The sequence below is a fragment of the Haloarchaeobius amylolyticus genome (genome assembly GCF_026616195.1).
Lineage (GTDB): Archaea > Halobacteriota > Halobacteria > Halobacteriales > Natrialbaceae > Haloarchaeobius > Haloarchaeobius amylolyticus.
Genome location: NZ_JANHDH010000001.1, coordinates 757,462 through 777,364, shown reverse-complemented (window position 1 = coordinate 777,364; position 19,903 = coordinate 757,462). Strand labels below are relative to the sequence as shown.

At 68.9% G+C, this 19,903-nt stretch carries 19 protein-coding genes and 1 pseudogene; 11 read left to right on the top strand and 9 right to left on the bottom strand.

The window, feature by feature from the left end:
- Position 1: 1 nt before the first annotated feature.
- From NOV86_RS04045 to NOV86_RS04035, 3 genes are all read right to left on the bottom strand, one after another.
- Entirely contained in the window at positions 2-1,507 is a 1,506-nt protein-coding gene (locus NOV86_RS04045) for an RtcB family protein (RefSeq protein WP_267639961.1), read from the bottom strand.
- 73 nt (positions 1,508-1,580) lie between these two features.
- Positions 1,581-1,991, bottom strand: coding sequence for an archease (locus tag NOV86_RS04040; protein WP_267639960.1), 411 nt, complete (start codon positions 1,989-1,991; stop codon positions 1,581-1,583).
- The gene (locus tag NOV86_RS04035; protein WP_267639959.1) at positions 1,988-2,854 is read right to left on the bottom strand and encodes a DUF502 domain-containing protein; all 867 of its coding nucleotides are present in this window, start codon (positions 2,852-2,854) and stop codon (positions 1,988-1,990) included. Before NOV86_RS04035 ends, NOV86_RS04040 begins: the two co-directional genes overlap by 4 nt.
- A gap of 143 nt (positions 2,855-2,997) precedes the next feature.
- On the opposite strand from NOV86_RS04035, the gene NOV86_RS04030 reads away from it, so the two are divergent.
- From NOV86_RS04030 to NOV86_RS04000, 7 genes are all read left to right on the top strand, one after another.
- Positions 2,998-3,483, top strand: coding sequence for a GNAT family N-acetyltransferase (locus tag NOV86_RS04030; protein ID WP_267639958.1), 486 nt, complete (start codon positions 2,998-3,000; stop codon positions 3,481-3,483).
- A gap of 69 nt (positions 3,484-3,552) precedes the next feature.
- Positions 3,553-4,725 (top strand): DNA primase small subunit PriS, encoded by a 1,173-nt coding sequence (gene priS, locus NOV86_RS04025; protein WP_267639956.1) that lies wholly within the window; start codon positions 3,553-3,555, stop codon positions 4,723-4,725.
- Complete coding sequence (locus NOV86_RS04020; protein WP_267639955.1) at positions 4,722-5,738, top strand: hypothetical protein; 1,017 nt, start codon at positions 4,722-4,724, stop codon at positions 5,736-5,738. The genes priS and NOV86_RS04020 overlap by 4 nt, the downstream gene beginning before the upstream one ends.
- Positions 5,739-5,769: 31 nt before the next feature.
- Positions 5,770-6,225: an MOSC domain-containing protein gene (locus NOV86_RS04015; RefSeq protein ID WP_267639954.1), complete on the top strand. Its 456-nt coding sequence runs from the start codon at positions 5,770-5,772 to the stop codon at positions 6,223-6,225.
- Between the two features lie 39 nt (positions 6,226-6,264).
- The gene (gene bcp / locus NOV86_RS04010) at positions 6,265-6,732 is read left to right on the top strand and encodes a thioredoxin-dependent thiol peroxidase (RefSeq protein ID WP_267639953.1); all 468 of its coding nucleotides are present in this window, start codon (positions 6,265-6,267) and stop codon (positions 6,730-6,732) included.
- Between the two features lie 95 nt (positions 6,733-6,827).
- Positions 6,828-8,231: a PAS domain-containing protein gene (locus NOV86_RS04005; protein WP_267639952.1), complete on the top strand. Its 1,404-nt coding sequence runs from the start codon at positions 6,828-6,830 to the stop codon at positions 8,229-8,231.
- Positions 8,232-8,306: 75 nt separating this feature from the next.
- A complete protein-coding gene (locus NOV86_RS04000; protein ID WP_267639951.1) occupies positions 8,307-10,652 on the top strand; it encodes an amino acid permease in 2,346 nt (781 codons plus the stop codon).
- A gap of 19 nt (positions 10,653-10,671) precedes the next feature.
- Here the strand turns inward: NOV86_RS04000 and NOV86_RS03995 are convergent, their stop codons facing one another.
- Positions 10,672-12,009 carry an outer membrane protein assembly factor BamB family protein gene (locus tag NOV86_RS03995; protein WP_267639949.1) on the bottom strand — a complete coding sequence of 446 codons (1,338 nt, stop codon included), beginning with the start codon at positions 12,007-12,009 and terminating at the stop codon, positions 10,672-10,674.
- 131 nt (positions 12,010-12,140) lie between these two features.
- Between NOV86_RS03995 and NOV86_RS03990 the strand changes: the two genes are divergently transcribed.
- A complete protein-coding gene (locus NOV86_RS03990; RefSeq protein WP_267639948.1) occupies positions 12,141-12,659 on the top strand; it encodes a GNAT family N-acetyltransferase in 519 nt (172 codons plus the stop codon).
- A 160-nt stretch (positions 12,660-12,819) separates the two neighbouring features.
- Here NOV86_RS03990 and NOV86_RS03985 read toward each other — a convergent pair whose 3' ends face one another.
- Positions 12,820-15,087 carry a CDC48 family AAA ATPase gene (locus NOV86_RS03985; RefSeq protein WP_267639947.1) on the bottom strand — a complete coding sequence of 756 codons (2,268 nt, stop codon included), beginning with the start codon at positions 15,085-15,087 and terminating at the stop codon, positions 12,820-12,822.
- The gene (locus NOV86_RS03980) at positions 15,084-15,329 is read right to left on the bottom strand and encodes a DUF7127 family protein (protein ID WP_267639946.1); all 246 of its coding nucleotides are present in this window, start codon (positions 15,327-15,329) and stop codon (positions 15,084-15,086) included. Before NOV86_RS03980 ends, NOV86_RS03985 begins: the two co-directional genes overlap by 4 nt.
- Positions 15,330-15,475: 146 nt before the next feature.
- Here NOV86_RS03980 and NOV86_RS03975 point away from each other — a divergent pair, with 146 nt between their 5' ends.
- Positions 15,476-16,252, top strand: a complete 777-nt coding sequence (locus tag NOV86_RS03975; RefSeq protein ID WP_267639945.1) for an alpha/beta fold hydrolase — start codon at positions 15,476-15,478, stop codon at positions 16,250-16,252.
- Positions 16,253-16,265: 13 nt separating this feature from the next.
- Here the strand turns inward: NOV86_RS03975 and panB are convergent, their stop codons facing one another.
- Positions 16,266-17,078: a 3-methyl-2-oxobutanoate hydroxymethyltransferase gene (gene panB, locus NOV86_RS03970; protein WP_267639944.1), complete on the bottom strand. Its 813-nt coding sequence runs from the start codon at positions 17,076-17,078 to the stop codon at positions 16,266-16,268.
- Between the two features lie 88 nt (positions 17,079-17,166).
- Here panB and NOV86_RS03965 point away from each other — a divergent pair, with 88 nt between their 5' ends.
- Positions 17,167-17,538 (top strand): DUF5822 domain-containing protein, encoded by a 372-nt coding sequence (locus tag NOV86_RS03965; RefSeq protein WP_368408718.1) that lies wholly within the window; start codon positions 17,167-17,169, stop codon positions 17,536-17,538.
- A 10-nt stretch (positions 17,539-17,548) separates the two neighbouring features.
- Here the strand turns inward: NOV86_RS03965 and NOV86_RS03960 are convergent, their stop codons facing one another.
- Positions 17,549-18,070 carry an HAD family hydrolase gene (locus NOV86_RS03960; protein ID WP_267639943.1) on the bottom strand — a complete coding sequence of 174 codons (522 nt, stop codon included), beginning with the start codon at positions 18,068-18,070 and terminating at the stop codon, positions 17,549-17,551.
- Between the two features lie 243 nt (positions 18,071-18,313).
- Here NOV86_RS03960 and cysE point away from each other — a divergent pair.
- Positions 18,314-18,823, top strand: a pseudogene (gene cysE / locus NOV86_RS03955) (serine O-acetyltransferase); the annotation flags it as partial.
- A gap of 179 nt (positions 18,824-19,002) precedes the next feature.
- Here cysE and NOV86_RS03950 read toward each other — a convergent pair.
- Positions 19,003-19,857, bottom strand: coding sequence for a hypothetical protein (locus NOV86_RS03950; protein WP_267639942.1), 855 nt, complete (start codon positions 19,855-19,857; stop codon positions 19,003-19,005).
- Positions 19,858-19,903: the final 46 nt, after the last annotated feature.

Below are 19,903 nucleotides of genomic sequence, written 5' to 3'. Positions count from 1 at the left end.
GTCAGCCCTTGATGTTGCAGACGGGGAAGGTCCGGACGACCTTGTCACCGATGCCGAGTTCGTCGCTGACGCGGACGACCTCGTCGACGTCCTTGTAGACGCCGGGGGCCTCCTCGGCGATGGTCGCGCCGGACTGGGCCTTGACGTAGATGTGCTGTTGCTCGCGGAGTTCGTCCTGCACGTCGCCGCCCCAGTAGTCCTTCTTCGCCTGGGTGCGGCTCATCAGCCGGCCCGCACCGTGGGCGGTCGAGCCGAACGTCTCCTTCATGGACTGTTCGCCGCCGCGGAGGACGTAGCTGCCCGCACCCATGCTGCCGGGGATGATGATGGGCTGGCCGACGCCCTGGTAGGCGGGCGGGAGTTCGGGGCGTCCGGCCGGGAAGGCCCGGGTCGCGCCCTTGCGGTGGACGTAGAGTTCGCGCTCCTCGAAGTCGACGGCGTCCTCGTCGGGGACGGCCTCGCCGTCCGCGTCGATGCCGACCTCGTGGACCTCCTTCTTCCCGATGTTGTGGGCCACGTCGTACAGCAGGTCCATCTCCATGTCCTGCCAGTCGCGGCCGAACACCTTCTCGAACACCTGCCGGGTGCGGTGCATGATGAGCTGGCGGTTCACCCACGCGAAGTTGATGGCGGCACACATCGCGCCGTAGTAGTCGTCGGCGAGTTGCGAGCCGGCGGGAGCCGCCGCCAGCTCCTTGTCCGGGAGCTGTTTGAGGAGGCCGGCGTGGGTCTTCTCGATCTTGCGCAGGTAGTCGGTGCAGGTCTGGTGGCCGAGGCCGCGCGACCCGCAGTGGATGAGGACGACGATCTGGTCCTCCTCCAGCCCGAACTCTGCGGCCACGTCGTCGCGGTAGACGTCGGTGACGCGCTGGACCTCGAGGAAGTGGTTGCCCGAGCCGAGGCTGCCGACCTGGTTCTTGCCGCGGTCCTTCGCCTTCTGGGATATCTTCGAGGGGTCGGCGTCGTGGCGCACGCCCTCGTCCTCGCAGTGTTCGAGGTCCTCGGGGACGGCCCAGTCGTTGGCCAGCGCCCACTCCATCCCGTGGTCGAGGATGTTCTCGATGTCGTCGATGGTGCCCTCGAAGACGCCGCCACCGCCGAGGCCCGAGGGGATGTTGGCGAACAGCGCCTCGACGAGTTCCTCCTCGCGGCCCTGGAGGTCGTCGTAGGTCAGGTTCGTCTTCATCATCCGGACGCCGCAGTTGATGTCGTAGCCGATCGCGCCGGGTGAGATGCAGCCGTTCTCGGCGTCCATCGCGCCGACCCCGCCGACGGGGAAGCCGTAGCCCTGGTGGCCGTCGGGCATGCAGATGGCGTACTTCGTGATGCCGGGGAGCTGCGTCGAGTTCTTCAGCTGTTCGAGCGTCTTGTCGTCGCTGATCTCGTCCAGGAGCGACTCGCTGGCGAGCACGCGCGCCGGGACGCGCATGTCGCCTTCCTTCGGAATCTCCCAGACGTAGTCACGGACCTTCCGGAGCGTGACGTCGCCTGCGTCGTAGGTGTCCATACCCGAAGATGGACGCGGCACCCCGGAAAGGATTTCGTTGATGGTCCCGCCGGCAGCGGTCGGGGCGACCGCCTCAGACGTCGAGGACGACGTACGCCCGCCAGCCATCGGCGGTCTCCTCGACGGCCATCTCGGAGTAGGTGACGGCCTTGATGTCGCGGGCCGAGACCTCGTCGAGGGGGACGCCGCGGGCGCTGCCCTCGAGGTGCCACTCGCCGTCGGCCTCCGCGATACTGGCCGCGTTCTCGACGGGGAGGACGAGGCGCACGTCGCGCTCGTAGATGAGCTGGTCGAGGTAGTCGAACAGGAGCGCCTCGGCGTTCTCGGCGTCGAGGGCGAACGAGAACCGGTCGCCGGTGTCCGGCCACTCGTCGCACATCGCGGCGGTGAGGCCGTCGGCGACCGCGGCGAACGTCTCCTCGAGGCTGTCGCCGGTGGCCTCGACGGCCACGTCGGCGGTGTGGTCCCGGAGCTGGAAACTCATTTGGCGTCTCTACTCGCCACGTCGGCCTCTGTCTGTCGGTTGTCGATGGGGTCGGTCGCCTCGTCCGCCTCGCTCCGGCCCATCCGGTCCTCGGCCTGCTGGAAGGCGTCCATCTGGCTGAGTTCGGCCTCGGAGAGGCGGGCATCGCCGTTCGCGGAGCCGTCGCCGGTCGCGACCCCGCTGGTCACGATGGTCCGGATGCCCTCCTCGACGGTCATGTCGACGTCCTCGACGCGGTGCTCGGGGACGTGGACGAGGTTCCCGCCCATCACCGGGTTGGGCGCCAGCGGGAGGAAGACGGTCACCATGTCGTTGCGGCCGGCGGCGGCCTGGAGGGCCGCGGGGGTGTCGGCGGTGAGGAACCCGAGGGTGTAGGTGTCCTCCTGCGGGAACTCGACGAGTTTCACGTCGCGGAAGTTCTGCTGGTCGCTCTCGACGATGACGTCCGACATCTCGCGGAAGCCGTCGTACACCGAGCCGACGCCGGGGATGGCGCCGATGAAGTCGTCGGCGTACTGGATGAACCGCTCGCCGAAGGTGAACCGCGTCAGGAAGCCGAGGCCGAGGATGACCGCGGTGAGCACCACCAGGGTCAGTATCTGCAGGACGAGTTCGGCCGTCGCGGGCGTGATGGCCGCGAAGACCCGTGCCTCGGCGGGGCTGAGGTCGTACGCCTGGATGAACTCGACGAACCCGGAGAGCGTCGAGAAGACGTAGCCCGCGAGCACGTTGAGGACCACCAGCGTCACGATGACCGGGACCACGATGGCGAGCCCGGCGACGAAGGCGTCCCTGATGGTATCGACGACGGTCCGACCTGCCTCGCGAGTCCGCTCGAACTCTTCGCCACCAGCTGACAGCATTGTTCATGTGAAGGACCGATACTGTTGAAAAACCACACCCAAACGGGTTCGACCGACCCCGGGCGAGGCGACCCACCGCTGGCGGCGACATCACTTCGGACTGCCGGTGGAATTATATCGTCGTGCCCTCCACTATCAGAACAGTGAGCGTCAACATCGACACGCGCGTCGTCGGTCCGGGGAACGACGAGTACGTCGAGGATGCGTGGCAGCTCAAAGAGCGCATCCGACAGCGCGAGGGCGTCCTCAAGCAGCGCAAGGGCTTCTTCAGCGACGCCTACCGGCGGTCGAAGGTCCACCTCTTCGTCGAGGACGGCCCGAGCACGTCCATCATCGGGTTCTGTGCGGTCCGCCGGGACGGGTACATCCTCTTCCTCGCCGTCGACCCCAGCCACCGCGGCGAGGACATCGGGAAGAAGCTCGTCGCGATGGTCGCGGAGGAACACCGCTCCGTGACATGCCACGCCCGGACCACGAACGAGAACGCGCTACGGTTCTACGAACACCTCGGGTTCGACATCAAACGACGCATCGACAACTACTACGAGGACGGCGGCGACGCCTACTACCTGAAGCTCGGCGACGACGCGAGCCTGACCGCGCGGCTCTCCGAGTTCATGCGCCGGTAGGACTGTTTCTCTGCCCCTCGACCGACTCCGCTAGGTTCTTTAGACGCCTCCTCTAACGAATCGAGAGCCATGGAAGAGCGCACCCGACGGTACCTCCGCGGTCGCTTCGGCGACCACTATCGACAGCTGTCGGTGACGCCGCCGCCGGACGCGAACGAGCGCGAGTGGGGGTGGGTCACCTGGAGTGCCGGTGGGACGACGATGGTCCGGCACAACTCGTGGCTGGACATCGGCGACCTCGGGACCTTCCTCGCGGACGAGCGCCCGCGCCACGTCTACTTCTCGGCCGGGCGGTACGACGACCCCGGCGCGGGGTCGATGTCGAAGAAGGGTTGGCGGTCCTCGGACCTCGTCTTCGACCTCGACGCCGACCACCTGCCGGGCGTCGACCCCGAAGAGGACGCCTACGCCGACATGCTCGAGACCTGCAAGGGCGCGCTCTTCCGCCTCTTAGAGCTGCTGGAGGACGACTTCGGCTTCGAGGACCTCACCATCGTCTTCTCGGGCGGCCGGGGCTACCACGTCCACGTCCGCGACGAGGGCGTCAAGGAACTCGGCCGCGGCCACCGACGCGAGATCGTCGACTACGTGCTGGCGACCGACGTGGACTTCGACACGTTGCTCCAGCACGAGGCGGTCGCCGGCATCGGCCGGAAGACCCCGGCCGACAAGAAGACCCTCGACACCACCGGCGGGTGGAGTCGCCGGGTGCAGCGCCGCATCGAGGCGTACGTCGACGACCTGCTCGAACTCGACGACGAGGACGCACTGGCGCGCCTACAGGAACTCGACGGTATCGGGCAGGGCCGCGCCGAGGGCATCCTGAACGCCGCGCGGACGAACGTCGACCAGATACGCGCCGGCAACGTGGACGTCCACCCGGCGTTCCTGACCCTCGCACGCAGCCTCGCCGCGGAGACGTTCACCGAGGAGACCGCCCCCATCGACGAGCCGGTGACGACCGACATCAACCGACTCATCCGGCTCCCGGGGAGCCTCCACGGCGGGAGCGGCCTCGAGGTGACGCGCATCCCGCGGGCCGACCTCGAGGACTTCGACCCGCTGCACGACGCGGTTCCCCGCACCTTCATCGGGAGCGAGATTCGGGTCACGGTCACCGAACCGGTCGAGGTACACCTCGGTGGCGGTACATTTACGTTGGAGCGTGGCGCACACACTGTACCGGAGTACGTGGGCGTGTTCTTGATGGCCCGCGGGCAGGCCGAGAAGGGGAAAGAATGAATCTGAACGAACTTCGCTCCGCGCTCGACACGGAACGACAGAAGGGTGGGCTCCAGCAACTGCGCGACTCGTTCTACCAGGAGGTCGCCGAGTACGTCGAGGAACTGAAGACGAAACGCGAGAGCAAGGCTGCCGAGGCCGACGACCCCTTCTCCTCGCCCGAGATCCAGCGCCTCACCGACGAGATAGAGACGGCGAAGAACGCCGCGGAGTCGCTGTACGAGCGCCGGCTCGGCAAGTTGGTCAAGCAGGCCAGTCTCGCAGCCGCCGACATGGCCAACGCCGAGCAGGTCCAGGGGCTCACGGCCGAGGAACGACAGCTCTACGACGACCTCGTGAGCCGCATCGAGGAGAACAAGGCGCACATGCTCGACGTGGTCGCGGGCGAGGCCGAGACGACGCCGGCCGCCCGCGCCGCCGACGAGGGCGAGGGAGCCGGGGCCGACGTCGGGGCCACGGACGACGTGCCCGACCCCGACCCGGCGCCGGAGTTCGACCCCGACCCCGCGACCGACCCGCCGGCCACGGAGGAGCAGACCGGCACGTCGACACCGGACCAGCCGGCCGACGACGAGGACGACGTACGGAGCGACCCAGACATCTCTGCGGCCGAGGCGCGGGCGGTCGCGGACGCCGACACGGGGTCGGCCACAGAAGACGGCGGCGTCTCCGCCGCGGACGTGATGGGAGACACGGCCGGCGACGAAACCACGGCTGGTGGGGACGAGCCCGCACCACAGGGCACACCGCCACAGGAACCCATCGACGAGGGCGCAGGCGACGACGGGGCGGTCCCGTCCCGCGAAGCCGACGGCGGCAGCGAGGCCGCGGCCGGCGCCGACGCGACCGACGAGGACCTCGACCGGACCGAGGTGCTCATCACCCGGGACGTGGGCGACATCTTCGGCGTCGACGAGCGCGAGTACTCGCTCTCGGCCGACGACGTGGTCGAACTCCCGTCGGCCAACGCCGACCCGCTGGTCGAACGCGACGCGGCGAAGCGACTGGAGTAGCTTTTTCTCGGGGGTTCACCAAGGACTCGCCATGACAGGGACGGTCGAGTCCATCCACATCGCACGCGAGTCCGGCGACCCCGTCGAGACGGTCGAAACCGTCGAGGCGGTCGCCGGCGCGGGCCTCCGGGGGGACCGCTACTTCGACGAGTCGGGGACGTTCTCCGACGGGACACCGCGGGGTATCACGCTCATCGAGGTCGAGGCCATCGAGGCGGCCGAGCGCGACTACGATATCTCCCTCGACCCGGGGGAACACCGGCGGAACGTCACCACCCGCGGCGTCGCCCTGAACCACCTCGTCGACGCGGAGTTCCGCGTCGGCGACGCGGTCTGTCGCGGCGTCGAGCTGTGCGAGCCCTGCTCGTACCTCGAATCGCTCACCGAGGACGGCGTCGCCTCCTCGCTGGTCCACCGCGGCGGCCTGCGCGCCGAGATAATCGAGACGGGGACGCTTTCGGTCGGGGACGGCGTCGAACCGCGCTGAAACGAAATCGACTAAAGCGCCCTGTTCGTTGCCGGGGCTATGCTCGACGAAGGCGAGGCGGCTCCGGACTTCGAACTGCACGACCAGAACGGCGACTCGGTCTCGCTCTCGGACTACCGCGGCCAGCGCGTCGTCCTGTACTTCTATCCCCGCGCGAACACCGAGGGCTGCACGACGCAGGCCTGCTCGTTCCGCGACAACTGGGACGCGTACCAGACCCACGACATCGCCGTCCTCGGCGTCAGCGACGACGAGGTCTCCGACCTCAAGACGTTCGAGGGGGACCACGACCTGCCCGTGACCCTGCTCTCGGACCCCGACGGCGAGGTGTCGACCCTCTACGAGTCCTACGGCGAGAAGCAGATGTTCGGGAACACCTTCGACGGCGTGTTCCGGAACACGTACGTCATCGACGAGTCCGGGGCCATCGAACGCGTCTACGAGGGCGTCGACCCCGAGGAACACGCGGAGACGATTCTATCGGACCTCGGCCTCGACCTCGACTGAGGCGTCCGACAGGGCACTCGAGCCCCGCCCGGGACGGGGTTCGTGGTCCCTCGTAGGTCGAATCCATTTACGTCTGCAACCTCATGTTCCGGGCGATGGTGACCTCGGCTTCACTCGAGGTGCTGCTCGACCACACGCAGGACAAGATCATCCTCCTCGACCCGGACGGGGAGATACAGTACGTCAACGAGGGCGCGAGGCGCATCCTCGGCTTCGACCCCGACGACCTCGTCGGCGAGGACGCCTTCTCGTACCTCCACCCCGACGACGTCGAACGGACGAGGGCAGCGTTCGAGCAGGCCATCGAGAGCGAGGGCTACACCGAGACCTCGGTGGAGTACCGCCACCGGGCCGACGACGGGTCGTGGGTGTGGCTGGAGGGACGGATGTCGAACGTGACCGACGACTCGCTCGACGGCTACGTGGTGAGTTCCCGGTGTATCTCCGACCGTATCGAGGCCCAGCGCGAGAGCAGGGAGACGGCGGCCCGGTTGCGGGAACTGTCCTCGACGACCGGCGAGGTGCTGTGGATGTTCGACAGCGACTGGTCCGAACTGCTGTTCGTCAATCCCGCCTACGAGGCGGTCTTCGGCGGGTCCATCGAGGAGGTCGAATCGGACCCGGCCGCGTTCCTCGACCAGATACACCCAGCGGACCTCCCGGCCGTCGAGGAGGCGATGGAACGCATCTCGGCGGGGGAGTCCGTCGAGATGGAGTACCGCGTCAACCCGGAGAAGGACTACAACGTCTGGCTCTGGGTCCAGGGCGAACCCATCGTCGAGGACGGCGAGGTCGTCCGGGTGACGGGTTTCTGCCGGGACATCACGGACCGCCACCGCCGGGAACGCCAGCTGTACGTGATGGACAACATCCTGCGACACAACCTCCGCAACAGCCTCGGTATCATCCTCGGGAACGCCCAGCTCATCGAGGAGGACATCCCCGACGCGGCCGACCGGACCGCGGTCATCCGCCAGACCGGCGAGGAACTCCTCGCGAGCGCCGAGAAGGAACGCGAGATAATCGAGGTCATCACGGAACAGACGATGCCCCGGCGGCTCGACGTGTCGTCGCTCGTCGCCGAGAGCGTCGAGACCATCCGGTCGCGGTTCCCGCGGGCACAGATCGAGTACGAGGGCGTCGACGAGGCCCACGCGTCTGTCATCGACGAGTTCGGACTGGCCGTCCTGGAGCTCCTCGAGAACACGGTCACCCACAGCCTGCGCGACGAGCCGACGGCCCGGGTCACCCTCGAGCAGGACGACGAGACGGTGACGCTGTGCATCGAGGACGACGCACCCGAGATACCCGAGGTCGAGTCGCGCGTCCTCCGGGGGGACCACGAGATGGACGAGGTGTACCACAGCAGCGGCCTCGGGCTCTGGCTCGTCTACTGGGTGGTGACGCTCTCGAACGGGAGCATCACGGTCGAGACCCTCGGAGAGGAGACGAGGAACCGGGTGCAGGTGACGGTTCCCCGGGCCCTGCGCGACGACTGAGCGTCGTCGGTTCCTCGGCGCGAGCCAAGACAGTTCGACGGCACACTCTCCCGTGTCACGGGTGAACCACGAGCCATGGTAGAGCGAACTCGCTCGCTGGGCTTCTGGGTCGCCTTCGCGATGGGGCTCGGGACGATGATCGCCGCCGGCATCTTCTCGCTGTCGGGCCAGGCCGTCCACGACGTCGGGTCGAGTGCCGTCGTCGCGTTCGTCATCGCGGCCGTCGTCGCCGGGGTGACCGCGGCATCCTACTCGGAGTTCGCATCGATATACGCACAGAACGGTGGCGGCTACCTGTTCTCGTCGCAGACGTTCGACAGTGACCGGTTGACGTTCGCGGTCGGCATGTCGCTGTTCCTCGGCTACACGGGGACGACCGCGTTCTACCTCGCCACGATGGACCACTGGGTCCGCAAGTTCATCCTCCCGGCCGGCATCCACCTCCCGCACGGGCTGGTCGGCATCCTCACCGCGCTCGCCCTCGGCGCGCTGAACGCGGGCGGGACCGAGGAGAGCGGGACGTTCCAGGTCGCGGTGACCGGGCTCAAGGTCATCGTACTCCTCATATTCGTCGGCGGGGCGCTGCAGTTCGCCGGGGTCCTGCCCGCGGTCGGCGAGTTCGCCGGGAACTTCGAGACCAAGCCCGTCGGCATCGTCTCGACGGCCGGGACCGCCTTCATCACCTTCTTCGGCTTCTCCGCCATCGCCGCCAGCGCCGGCGAGATAATCGAGCCGCGGAAGAACGTCCCGAAGGCCATCGCGGCGAGCATGCTGACGGTGACGGTGCTCTACATCTTCGTCATCGTCGCCCTCGTCAACACGCCGGCGAGCGTGCGGGGCGCCCTGACCGCCGGCGAGACCGCGATGGGGACGGTCGCGAAGGCCTTCATCGGCCCCATCGGGCAGTGGGTCATCGTCGCGGGGGCGGTGTTCTCGATGATCAGCGCCTCGAACGCCAGCATCCTCGCCGGTAGCGGAATCGGCTACCTGATGGGCCGGCGGGGACAGGCTCCACGCGACCTCTCGCGGGTCCACCCCGACTACGAGACGCCACTCTACGCGGTGGGGGCGGTCACCGGCGCCATCGTCGCGCTCATCGCGGTCTTCGTCTGGTTGCTCGGTGCGGGCGGGCCGGTCCACATCGGGCTGGCGGGGCTGACGAACTTCGCGACGCTGAACCTGCTCGCGCCGCTCGCGGTCGTGAACGTCGCGCTCGTCTACTCCCGCCGCCGGCACCCGGACCTCGACCGGCCCTTCGAGGTGCCCTTCGGGTCGGTGTTGCCGGTCGTGGGCGTCGTCGCGAACGTCGCCCTCATCGGCTTCCTCGCGGTGAAGGGCATGCGCTTCGGGAGCGCCCCCGAGGGCGCGCAGTTCGTCACGGCGGTCGGCGGGACGACCGTGGCCCTGCTGCCCTCGGTGCTCGGGCTGGTCGCCGGGGTCGTCGTCGAGGTCGTCGCCGTCGCCGCCTACCTCGCCTGGGGCGGCGAGGCCGACGTTGAGGACCTCGTCAGCGAGGTCGAGACGCCCGAACCGGCCGACGAAGCCGCCGCGACGACCGCCGACGAGGACGCCTTCACGGTGCTCGTGCCGGTCGAACGCGTCCAGAACGCCGCCACGTTCGGCCGCATCGCGGCCCGGCTCGGTCGGAAGGCGGGGACCGACACCGTCGTCCGCTTCCTCCGGGTGACGCAGGTCCCGGACCAGACGCCGACCGACGCCGTCGACGAGGTCGCCGCAGAGCGAGCGTCCCGGCTGACGGAGGCGCTCGACGACGCGGACCTCGCGGTCTCCTACGAGGTCGACGCGCACGTCTCGCGCGACCTCGGCTACGACATCGTCTCGACCGCCCGCGACGTGGACGCGGACCGCATCGTCATGGGGTACCCCGAGAAGAACGTCGCCGCCGTCGAGAAGGTGGAGTACGACGCGCCCTGTGACACCGTCTTCGTCGACGGGGAGATGGCCGACGCCGACTTCGACCGGGTCGTCGTCGGGGCCGGTGCGGGCCCCCATCACGAGGCGTTGCTCGCCAGCGCCCCGTCGCTGGTCCAGTCCGGCGGGCAGGTCCACGTGGTCTCGGTCGTCCCCCGCGGCAACGACGGCACGCCCGAGGACGCCGCCGAGACCACGGCCGCCTTCGACGAGGCGACGGTCGAGCACCACGACGTGCACTCCTCGGACGTGGCGACCTCGCTCGTCCTCGCCGCCGAGGAGCACGACGCCGTGTTGCTCGTCGGCGCCTCCCGGACCCGGCGGCTCCGGCGCTGGGTCTTCGGCAGCACGCCCGACCGGGTCGTCGAGCGAGCGGACGAGGCCGGGGTGCCGGTGCTGGTCTACGCGGCCGAGTCCGGCGCCCAGCGTCGCCTCGAGGAGTGGTCGTTCCCGGTCTACCGGTACCTGCGGCGGGCCGTGCCGACGTGACGCTGCGGGCTCGGCGGGGTCACGCCTCGTCGGCCAGACAGTACAGGTTGCCGTCGGCGCAGCCGACGTAGGCCCGGCCGTCGACGACCGCCGGGGACGAGTTCACGTACTTCTCGAACGCGACCCGCCAGCGCTCGCTCCCGTCGGCGCGGGCGACCGAGACGATGCCCTCGCCGTTCCCGACGTAGATCGCGTCTGCGGTGACCGCCGGCGAGGACCGGAAGTCGCCGTCGGAGTCGTAGGTCCAGGCGACGCTCCCGTCCGCGACCGAGAGCGCCTGTAGCCGACCGTAGTTCCCGTCGGCGGCCGGGCCGCTGGCCGTCGTGGTCGCGGGCTCGGTGGTTTCGGTCTCCGTCCCGTCGTCCTCCCCACCCCCCAGGAGGACCCCGGTGGTTCGCTTCCCGGCGACGAAGACGTGGTCCCCGTCGACCGCCGGCGAGCACTTCACGTTGGGCGTCCCGAGGTCGGTCCGCCAGCGAACCTCGCCGGTCTGGGCGTCCAGAGCCACACACGCTCCACTCCCATGGAGCCCCACGTAGACCGTCCCGTCGTGGTACGTCGGCGGCGCGGCGAAGGTCTTGGCGTCCCAGCGCCACTGCTCCTCGCCGGTCTCGACGTCGACCGCGTAGAACCGGTCCTCCTCGTTCCCGGCGAAGACCAGGCCGTCGCCGACGGCCGGCCCGGTGAACCAGTCGGTCGCGCCGAACTCCCACTGCTTCTCGCCGGAGTCAGCGTCGAGTGCCACCAGCAGGCCGGCCTTCGACTCGTCGGTGTCGCCGCTGACGACCGCGGGCATGGTCCCGGCGGTCCCGACGTAGACCGACCCGTCGTGGACCGTGAGCGCCTGCGACCACAGGTTGTGGTTCGTCTCGTGGGTCCAGACCGCCTCGCCGGTCTCCGCGTCGAGGGCTAGGACCGCCCCGTCGCTGTGGGCGGTGTAGACGACCCCGTCGACGACCGCCGGCGCACAGGGGACGAAGGGCCCGGTCTGGTATCGCCAGCGTCGCTCGCCAGATTCGGCGTCGAAGGCGTAGACGGCGTCGCCGCCGACGAAGACCGTCCCATCGACCACAGCCGGCGAGCAGTTCACGGTCGCCTTCGACCCGATGCCGGTCCACGCGACCGACGGGTCGCCGGGACCGGTGTTCCCGGGCGCGAAGCCCGTGTTCCCCGAATCGACGCCGAATTCGGTCCAGTCGACCGGGTCGGCATCGCTGGCGGGGGTGGTCGGCGCATCCCCGGTTCCGGGACCGCCGGCCGGGTCGGTCCGGTCGGAGAGCGTGGTCGCACAGCCCGCGAGACCGATACCGCCGGCCGTGAGGGCGAGTCGCTTGCAGTAGTCGCGACGGGAGGGCATGGTTCACGTCTCGGATTCCGTATATGAATGGTTTGTGCAAGGTGTGACGCAGGTTTCAGTCTGGGCCCCGGCAGGTGACCCGGTACCACACCTGCGATAGACCCAAGTGGTCGGTGCCGGTCCGCACCGACATGGACCTCGTCGAACTCCCCGCCGACGAAGCCGCCGTCCGTCGTTTCGTCGAATCCCTCTGGCTACCCTACAACCGCGAACTCGAGGCGACCGTCGAGCAGTTCGCCCTCGCTGACGACGTCGACCTCGTCGCCGAGGAGGTGCCGTTCCGGGTCGACCGAGTCGATACCGACGGCTACCGGCTGTGGGTCGCCGTCGACGGTGCCACCGCCGCGGACAGCCTCGCCGACGTCGACGGCGAGTTCGCCGGCTTCGTCGCGGCCGAACTCGACCCCGCCCCGAGCGTCTTCGACCGGCCGGACCGCCTGTTCGTCTGTGACATCTACGTCCGCGAGCCCTACCGCGGGACGGGACTGGCCGACGAGCTGTTCGACCGCCTGCGGGACTGGGCTCGCGAGGCGGGCTGCGAGGAGTTCAGTCTCGACCCACACGTGGACAACGAGCGAGCCATCGCCTTCTACGAGAAACTCGGCTTCGAGACGACCCAGGTCCACATGGTCGCCAGCGTAGAGGAATGAGAGCGGTCGCGGTTGCGGTGCGGTGCGGTCGCGGTTGCGGTAGTCGTCAAGCGCGGCACCTGCGAGCGAAGCGAGCAGCCTTTTTAGCGTAGCTTTTTGGACCGAGTGGTTCCCGCAGGGCGCCGGAGGCGCCCGAGGAAACTCGAGGTCTAAAAAGGTCCTATTGGAACGTCCGACCGAACTCGCGCTCTTCGAGTTCGGGCTGTTCCCGGCCGAAGCGCTGTTCGATCTCGGCGTAGCGTTCCTTGGTCTCCTCGGTCACGCTCGCGGTCACCTCCTTGAGCGCCTGTTCGAAGTGCTCCTTGGTGATGCGGACGTTGGTGACGGAGTCGTCCATGTCGTCGGGGTCGACGCTGTTGATGAACTCGCGGGTCGCGGCGAGGGAGGCTTCGCGGCAGACGGCCTCGATGTCCGCGCCGACGTAGCCCTCGGTCTTCTTCGCGAGCCATTCGAGGTCGACGCCGTCGGCCAGCGGCTTGTTCCGGGTGTGGACCTCGAAGATCTTCTCGCGGCCCTCCTCGTCGGGGACGGGGACGTGGACGTGACGGTCCAGCCGGCCCGGGCGCAGCAGGGCGCTGTCGATGAGGTCGGGACGGTTGGTCGTCGCGATGACGACAACGTCCTCCAGGTCCTCGAGCCCGTCGAGTTCGGTCAGCAGCTGCGAGACGACGCGTTCGCCGACGCCGGAGTCACCGGAGTGGCGGCCACGTTCGGTGGCGATGGAGTCGATCTCGTCGAAGAAGATGACCGTCGGGGCGTTCGACCGTGCCTTGTCGAACACCTCGCGGACGCCCTTCTCGGACTCGCCGACGTACTTGTTCAGCAGCTCCGGCCCCTTGATGGAGATGAAGTTGCTGTTGGCCTCGTTGGCGACGGCCTTCGCCAGCAGGGTCTTCCCGGTGCCCGGCGGGCCGTACATCAGAACGCCGCGGGCGGCCTCGAGGTCCATCGCCTGGAACACCTCGGGGTAGTCCAGCGGCCACTGGATGGTCTCGCGGAGGCGTTCTTTGGTGTCGTTCAGGCCGCCGACGTCGTTCCACGTGACGTCGGGGACCTCGACGAACACCTCGCGCATCGCCGAGGGTTTGACCGACTTCATGGCCTCCTTGAAATCGCCCTCGGTGACTTTGAGGTTCTCCAGGACCTCGGCGTCGATCTCCTCCTGTTCGAGGTCGAGTTCGGGACGGATGCGCCGGAGCGCGTTCATCGCGGCCTCCTTGGCGAGGCTCTCGATGTCGGCGCCGACGAACCCGTGGGTGTTCTCGGCGTACTGGTCGAGGTCCACGCTGTCCGACAGCGGCATGCTGCGGGTGTGGACCTGCATGATCTCGAGGCGGCCCTCCTTGTCGGGGACGCCGATCTCGATCTCGCGGTCGAACCGGCCACCGCGGCGGAGCGCGGGGTCGAGGGCGTCGACGCGGTTGGTCGCCGCGATGACGGTGACCTGGCCGCGCTCTTCGAGGCCGTCCATCAGCGAGAGGAGCTGGGCGACGACGCGGCGTTCCACGTCGCCGGAGGCCTCGCCGCGCTTGGACGCGATGGAGTCGATCTCGTCGATGAAGACGATGGCGGGCTGGTTCTCCTCGGCCTCCTCGAACACCTCACGGAGCTGCTCCTCGGACTCCCCGTAGTACTTGGACATGATCTCGGGGCCCGAGATGGTGTGGAAGTGCGCGTCGATCTCGTTGGCGACGGCCTTCGCGATGAGGGTCTTCCCGGTGCCCGGCGGGCCGTGCAGGAGCACGCCCTTCGGCGGCTCGATGCCGAGTTGCTTGAACAGCTCGGGGTGGCGCATCGGGAGCTCGATCATCTCGCGGACCTGGTCGAGCTCCTTGTCGAGGCCACCGATGTCCTCGTAGGTGACGCTGGGGACGCCCTCGCGGCCGCCACCGCCGGCGCCGCCGCTGATCTGCTCGGCGGGCTTCTCGCTGATCTGGATGTCGGTCGAGTCGGTCACGATGACCGTCCCCGAGGGGTTGGTCGATGCGATCTTCAGCGGGACGGACTGGCCGCTGCCGGCCATCGGGCCGAACGAGAGCGAGAACGGGACGGTCTGGCCGCCCTTGACGGCCTGTCCGCTCAGTTTGTCGCGGACGAGGGGGCCGATGTTCCCGCGGATGCGCAGGTTCTGCGGAAGGGCGACCGTGACGCTCTTGGCGGGCTTGACGTCGGCCTTCTCGACCTCGACGCGGTCGTCGATGCCGACGTTGGCCTGCTGGCGGATGCGCCCGTCGATGCGGATGACGCCCTGGCCCTGGTCCTCGGGGTAGCCGGGCCAGACGCGGGCGACGGCGCCGCCGTCACCCTTCCCGCTGATCTCGATGTAGTCGCCGTTCTCCAGGTCCAGTTCCTGCATGGAGACGCGGTCGATGGCGGCGAGGCCGCGGCCCGCGTCCTTCTGTTTGAGTGGTTTGACGGTGAGTTTCATGCATCGACCTCCATCTCGATAGTGAGGATGCCGTTTCTGATAAACGCTCGCGCGGTCCCGGGGACCTCGATCTCGAACTGGTCGTGGTCGTCGCTCGGGACGACGATGACGGTGTCACCGGCGACGTCCACGGTCGCCTCGGAACCGAGAGCGCCGAGGTCGGCGGCGATGACGTGCACGTCGTCGTAGGCGTAGTGGCGAACGAACCGCTCGCTTCCAGAGACGAATTCTTGTAAGTGCATGTACTTGCTAACCACAAGTTAGTCTTCATAGTATAAAAGGTTATCGCCTACCTAATCGGGGTACGGGAGCGGGTTCGGCGTTCTCGGGTAGAACTGCGGTTCACACCGGCTTAGGCTTTATGCCCTCCACCGACCAAGCCACGGGTATGCAGACCATCACGCACCACGGCCGCCGGACTGCGTACGAGGTATCCGACCGCGGTGGCGACGGGGCCCCGGTCCTGTTCGTCCACGGGAGCGGGGGAACACGACGCCTCTGGAAGTCCCAGTCGCGCCTGAGCGACGACCGACCCGTGGTCACGCTCGACCTGAGCGGGCACGGCGAGAGCGACGACATCGACGCCGACCCCGGCTACGAGTCGCTCTCGGCGTACGCGGACGACGTGTTGGCCGTCGCCGAGGAGACCGACGCGAGCGTCGTCGTCGGGAACTCGCTCGGTGGCGCCGTCGTCATGCACCTGCTGCTGGAGCGCGACCACGACTTCGACGGGGCCGTTCTCGCCGGGACCGGCGCGAAACTCGCCGTCCTCGACGACCTGCGCGAGTGGCTGGCGGACGACTTCGAGCGCGCAATCGAGTTCCTCCACGACGAGGACCGCCTCTTCCACGACCCGGACCCCCGCCTCGAAGAGCTCTCCATCCAGGGGATGCGGGCCTGCGGCCGCGCGGTCACCGAACGCGACTTCCTGACCTGCCACGAGTTCGACGTGCGCGACGAGGTGGCCCGCATCGACGTGCCGACGCTCTGTCTCGTCGGCGAGTACGACTACCTGACGCCGCCGCACTACCACGAGTTCCTCGCCGAGCGCATCGACGACTGCGAGCTGACCATCGTCGAGGAGGCGGCACATCTGGCGATGCTGGAACGGCCGGACGCGTTCAACGCCGCCGTCTCGGGGTTCTGTGAGCGAGTTGGAGAATAGGTGGGTTCGGTCGTCAGTACAGTTCGTCCAGGTCCTCCTCGACGTGGCTGTGTTCCTCGCCGGGGAACTCGCCGGACTCGACCGCCTCGCGGTAGCTGTCGATGGCGCTCGTCATCTCCTCGCGGAGGTTCCCGAACTCCCTGACGAACGACGGCGTCCAGTCCGACAGCCCGACCGCGTCGTCGACGACGAGCACCTGCCCGTCGCAGTCCGGGCCGGCCCCGATGCCGATGGTGGGGATGTCGATGGCCTCGGTCACCTGCGCGGCGACGTTCGAGGGGACGTGTTCGAGCACGAGCGAGAAGGCGCCGGCCGCCTCGTGCTGGCGCGCGAGGTCGAGGATGCGTTCTGCCTCCTCGTTCGAGGTGCCCTGGCGGGCGTAGCCGGTCTGGTTGACGCGCTGGGGCGTCAGGCCGAGGTGGGCCTGGACGGGGATGCCGAGCTGGACCATCCGCTCGGTCAGGTCGACGGTGTGCTCCCCGCATTCGAGTTTCACCGCGTGTGCGCCCGCCTCCTTGAGCATGCGCCCCGCGTTCTCGATGCTCTCGGCCTCGTCGTGGCCGTAGGAGAGGAACGGCATGTCCGCGATGACGAGTGCGTTCTCGGTCGCGCGTGCGACGGCGGCGGTGTGACTCGCCATCTGGTCGACGGTCACCGGGAGCGTCGAGTCGTGGCCGAGGACCGTGTTGCCGACGCTATCGCCGACGAGGATCATGTCGATCCCCCGCTCGTCGACGATCTCGGCGGTCACCGCGTCGTAGGCGGTGAGCATCGTGATGGGCTCCTCCCCCGACTTCGCGAGCACGTCTCGCACCGTGGTTGGCATAGGCAAGAATTGCACAGGGGGGTTCAAACGCCTGCCGATTATCGGCCAAACCGGCAGTGCTTATGTGGTGGCGGCCGCAGTTCCGGGCGTGACAGGGGACGACGAGGAAGGCGCCAGCGACGCTCCGGCCGCGGCCGACGAACCGCGAGACGAGCCTTCGGGCGGGCCGAGCACCCGCGAGGCCGTCGAGACGGACGACCTCTACGCCTGGGTCATGCAGACCACCTTCGTCGTCACCATCCTCGTCGGCGCGCCGCTGGTCGCCATCTTCTCCGTGCTGTTCGACCTCACGTCGTGGGCCGCCCGCGCCGAGTTCGCGGTCCGCATCGGTGCCATCGTCTGGTTCGTCACCGCTATCGGCGTGTTCGTCTACGCGAAGAAGTACCGCGAGCCGACCGGTGAGGCCGGCGAGGCAGGTGAAACCGGGGACGCCACCGAAACCGGCGATACGAGCGCCTGAGTCCGCGGCGTCAGACCCACTCGAAGTCGGTGCCGGCGCGCCGCGCGGTCTGTTCGTCGCGCTCGCTGTCGCCGACGAAGACGACCGACCGCGGGTGTCTGTCGATGGCCGAGACGGCGGTGAGCAACGGTTCCGGATGCGGTTTGTACGTCGCGACGGTGTCCCGCCCGACCACGGCGCGGACGTGGTCGCTGAGGCCGTGGGTCTCCAGCGCGATGTGGCAGGCGGCCTCGCAGTTCAGCGAACAGACCGCGATCGGCCGGTAGTCCTCGGCGAGGGCGTCGGCCAGCGGGAGGCGGTCGGAGGTCCGTGCCCCCTCGCGCTCGTGGTGCGCGATGGCCTCGTGGACCGGGTCGCGCAGGCCGTGCTCGGGGGCGTCCTCGAACAGGCCCCAGAGGTCCCGGCCGTCGGGCGAGACCCCGGCCTCCCGGTATACCGTCGTCACGTCGCTGGCGACCGCCTCCCAGTCCACGTCGAGGCGGACCAGGGTCCCGTCGAGGTCGTACACGACGCCGTCGTACTCGCTCGTCACGCCCGAGGGTACGCGAGCCAGCCGATTAAGCGGGTCGGTCGGGAGGCGTGGTACCATCCCGGTTACGGACCCCCTAGAAACCGCGTAGTTTTTCATCGTCGCAAGCGCATGACAGAGTATGACGGTCACCGTCACACCCGGTGGGAACGTCCACGACCAGACGCAGTCTCGGTCTGGGTGTTGCTGCCGCATCGAAGGCGGTGGCCACGCAGGAGACCGACACACGCGAGCGGGGTGGCCGTGATGGCTCTCCTTCGCGCACTCCGCATGCTGCGCGAGGACGTCCGGGCCGTGCTCGAGCGCGACCCGGCGGCGCGCGGCGTCCTCGAGGTCGTCACCTGTTACGCCGGCCTGCACGCCGTGTGGGGCCACCGCATCGCCCACCGGCTCTGGAACGACGGCTACCACCTGCCGGCACGCGTCCTCTCGCAGTTCGTCCGCTTCATGACCGGCGTCGAGATCCACCCCGGCGCGACGCTGGGTCGCCGGGTCGTCATCGACCACGGGATGGGCGTCGTCATCGGCGAGACCGCCGAGGTCGGCGACGACGTGCACATGTACCACGGCGTCACGCTGGGCGGGAACTCCCCGCGCCCGGAGAAGCGCCACCCGACGGTCGGCGACCGCGTCATCATCGGCGCGAACGCGACCCTCATCGGTGACATCACGCTCGGGGACGACGCACGCGTCGGCGCGGGGTCGGTCCTCACGACCGACGTCGAGCCGGGGGTCACCGTGACCGGGATTCCGGCGACGCCGTACGAGTCCAGCAGTGAGTCCGAGGCGGAGGACGAAGCGTCCGCTCCCGCGACCGAGGAAGACGGGAACGGGACCGTCGACTGCGTCGACGTGCCCTCGGAGGATGACGTGTCCGACGCCAGCACCGGCACGGAGGGCGTCCCCTCCGAGACCGACGGCGTCGAGGCGGACGACTAGGCGGGGTCGGCGGCCGCGCCGTCGGTGCCAGCACCGTCGGCCGCCACCCCGTCGACCACCCGCGACCCTTCTGCGACCGATTCGACGTCCAGCGAGCCGTCGCGCTGCTCGCCGCGGCTACAGCGCGCGGCCGTGACCACGACAGACTCCTCGTCCGAGACGACCGCGCCGCCGGTCGCCGTGACGGGGAACGGTAGGACGAACCGGACCGCGTGCTCGGTGCGGTCGGTCCCATCGGCGGTCTCGCGCTCGCCGAGCAGCCAGACGCAGACCGCGCCGTTCTCGACCCGGCAGTCGTAGTGGTGCTCGGGCTGGGCGGGGCGGTCGAACGTGAGTTCGAGGGCGTCGTCGGTCACCGTCAGGGTCGCGTCGACCCCCGCACGCTGGCGCCAGAGCGAGAATCGTTCCACGAGGCCGCCGATGGCCGGGACCAGCGTCCCCGCGACGACGCCCTCGCCCCGGAGGCGCTGCCAGGTGTACGAGGGCGGGCTCTCGGGCGCGTCCGGCGGTCCGTGGCGACCCTCGCGCAGGAAGTCGTCCCCGACCCGGTGGAAGGTCGCCTCGCCGTCGATAGCGTCTTCAGAATCGCAGCGCCGGAGGACCGGCCGGACCAGCCGGATGCCGCCGGTGGCCTCCGAGAGCCGGGTCACGACAACCCGCGAGCACGCCAGCGTGACCGGGTGCGAGAGTCGGGTCGAGGCGGCGAGTTCGTCGTCGCCGGACCGGACGACACGGGTGACCTCGGTCCCGCCGTCCTCGGTCGCCTCGACCCGGAGCGTCACCGACTCGGTCTCGCCGATGGCGGTCGTCAGTCGACACGTCAATGCGTCCGGGGAGACTGTGGCTGGCACTGCGAGGGGGTTCGCGAACCGCCGGTATAGTGCTTATTTCGCTCGA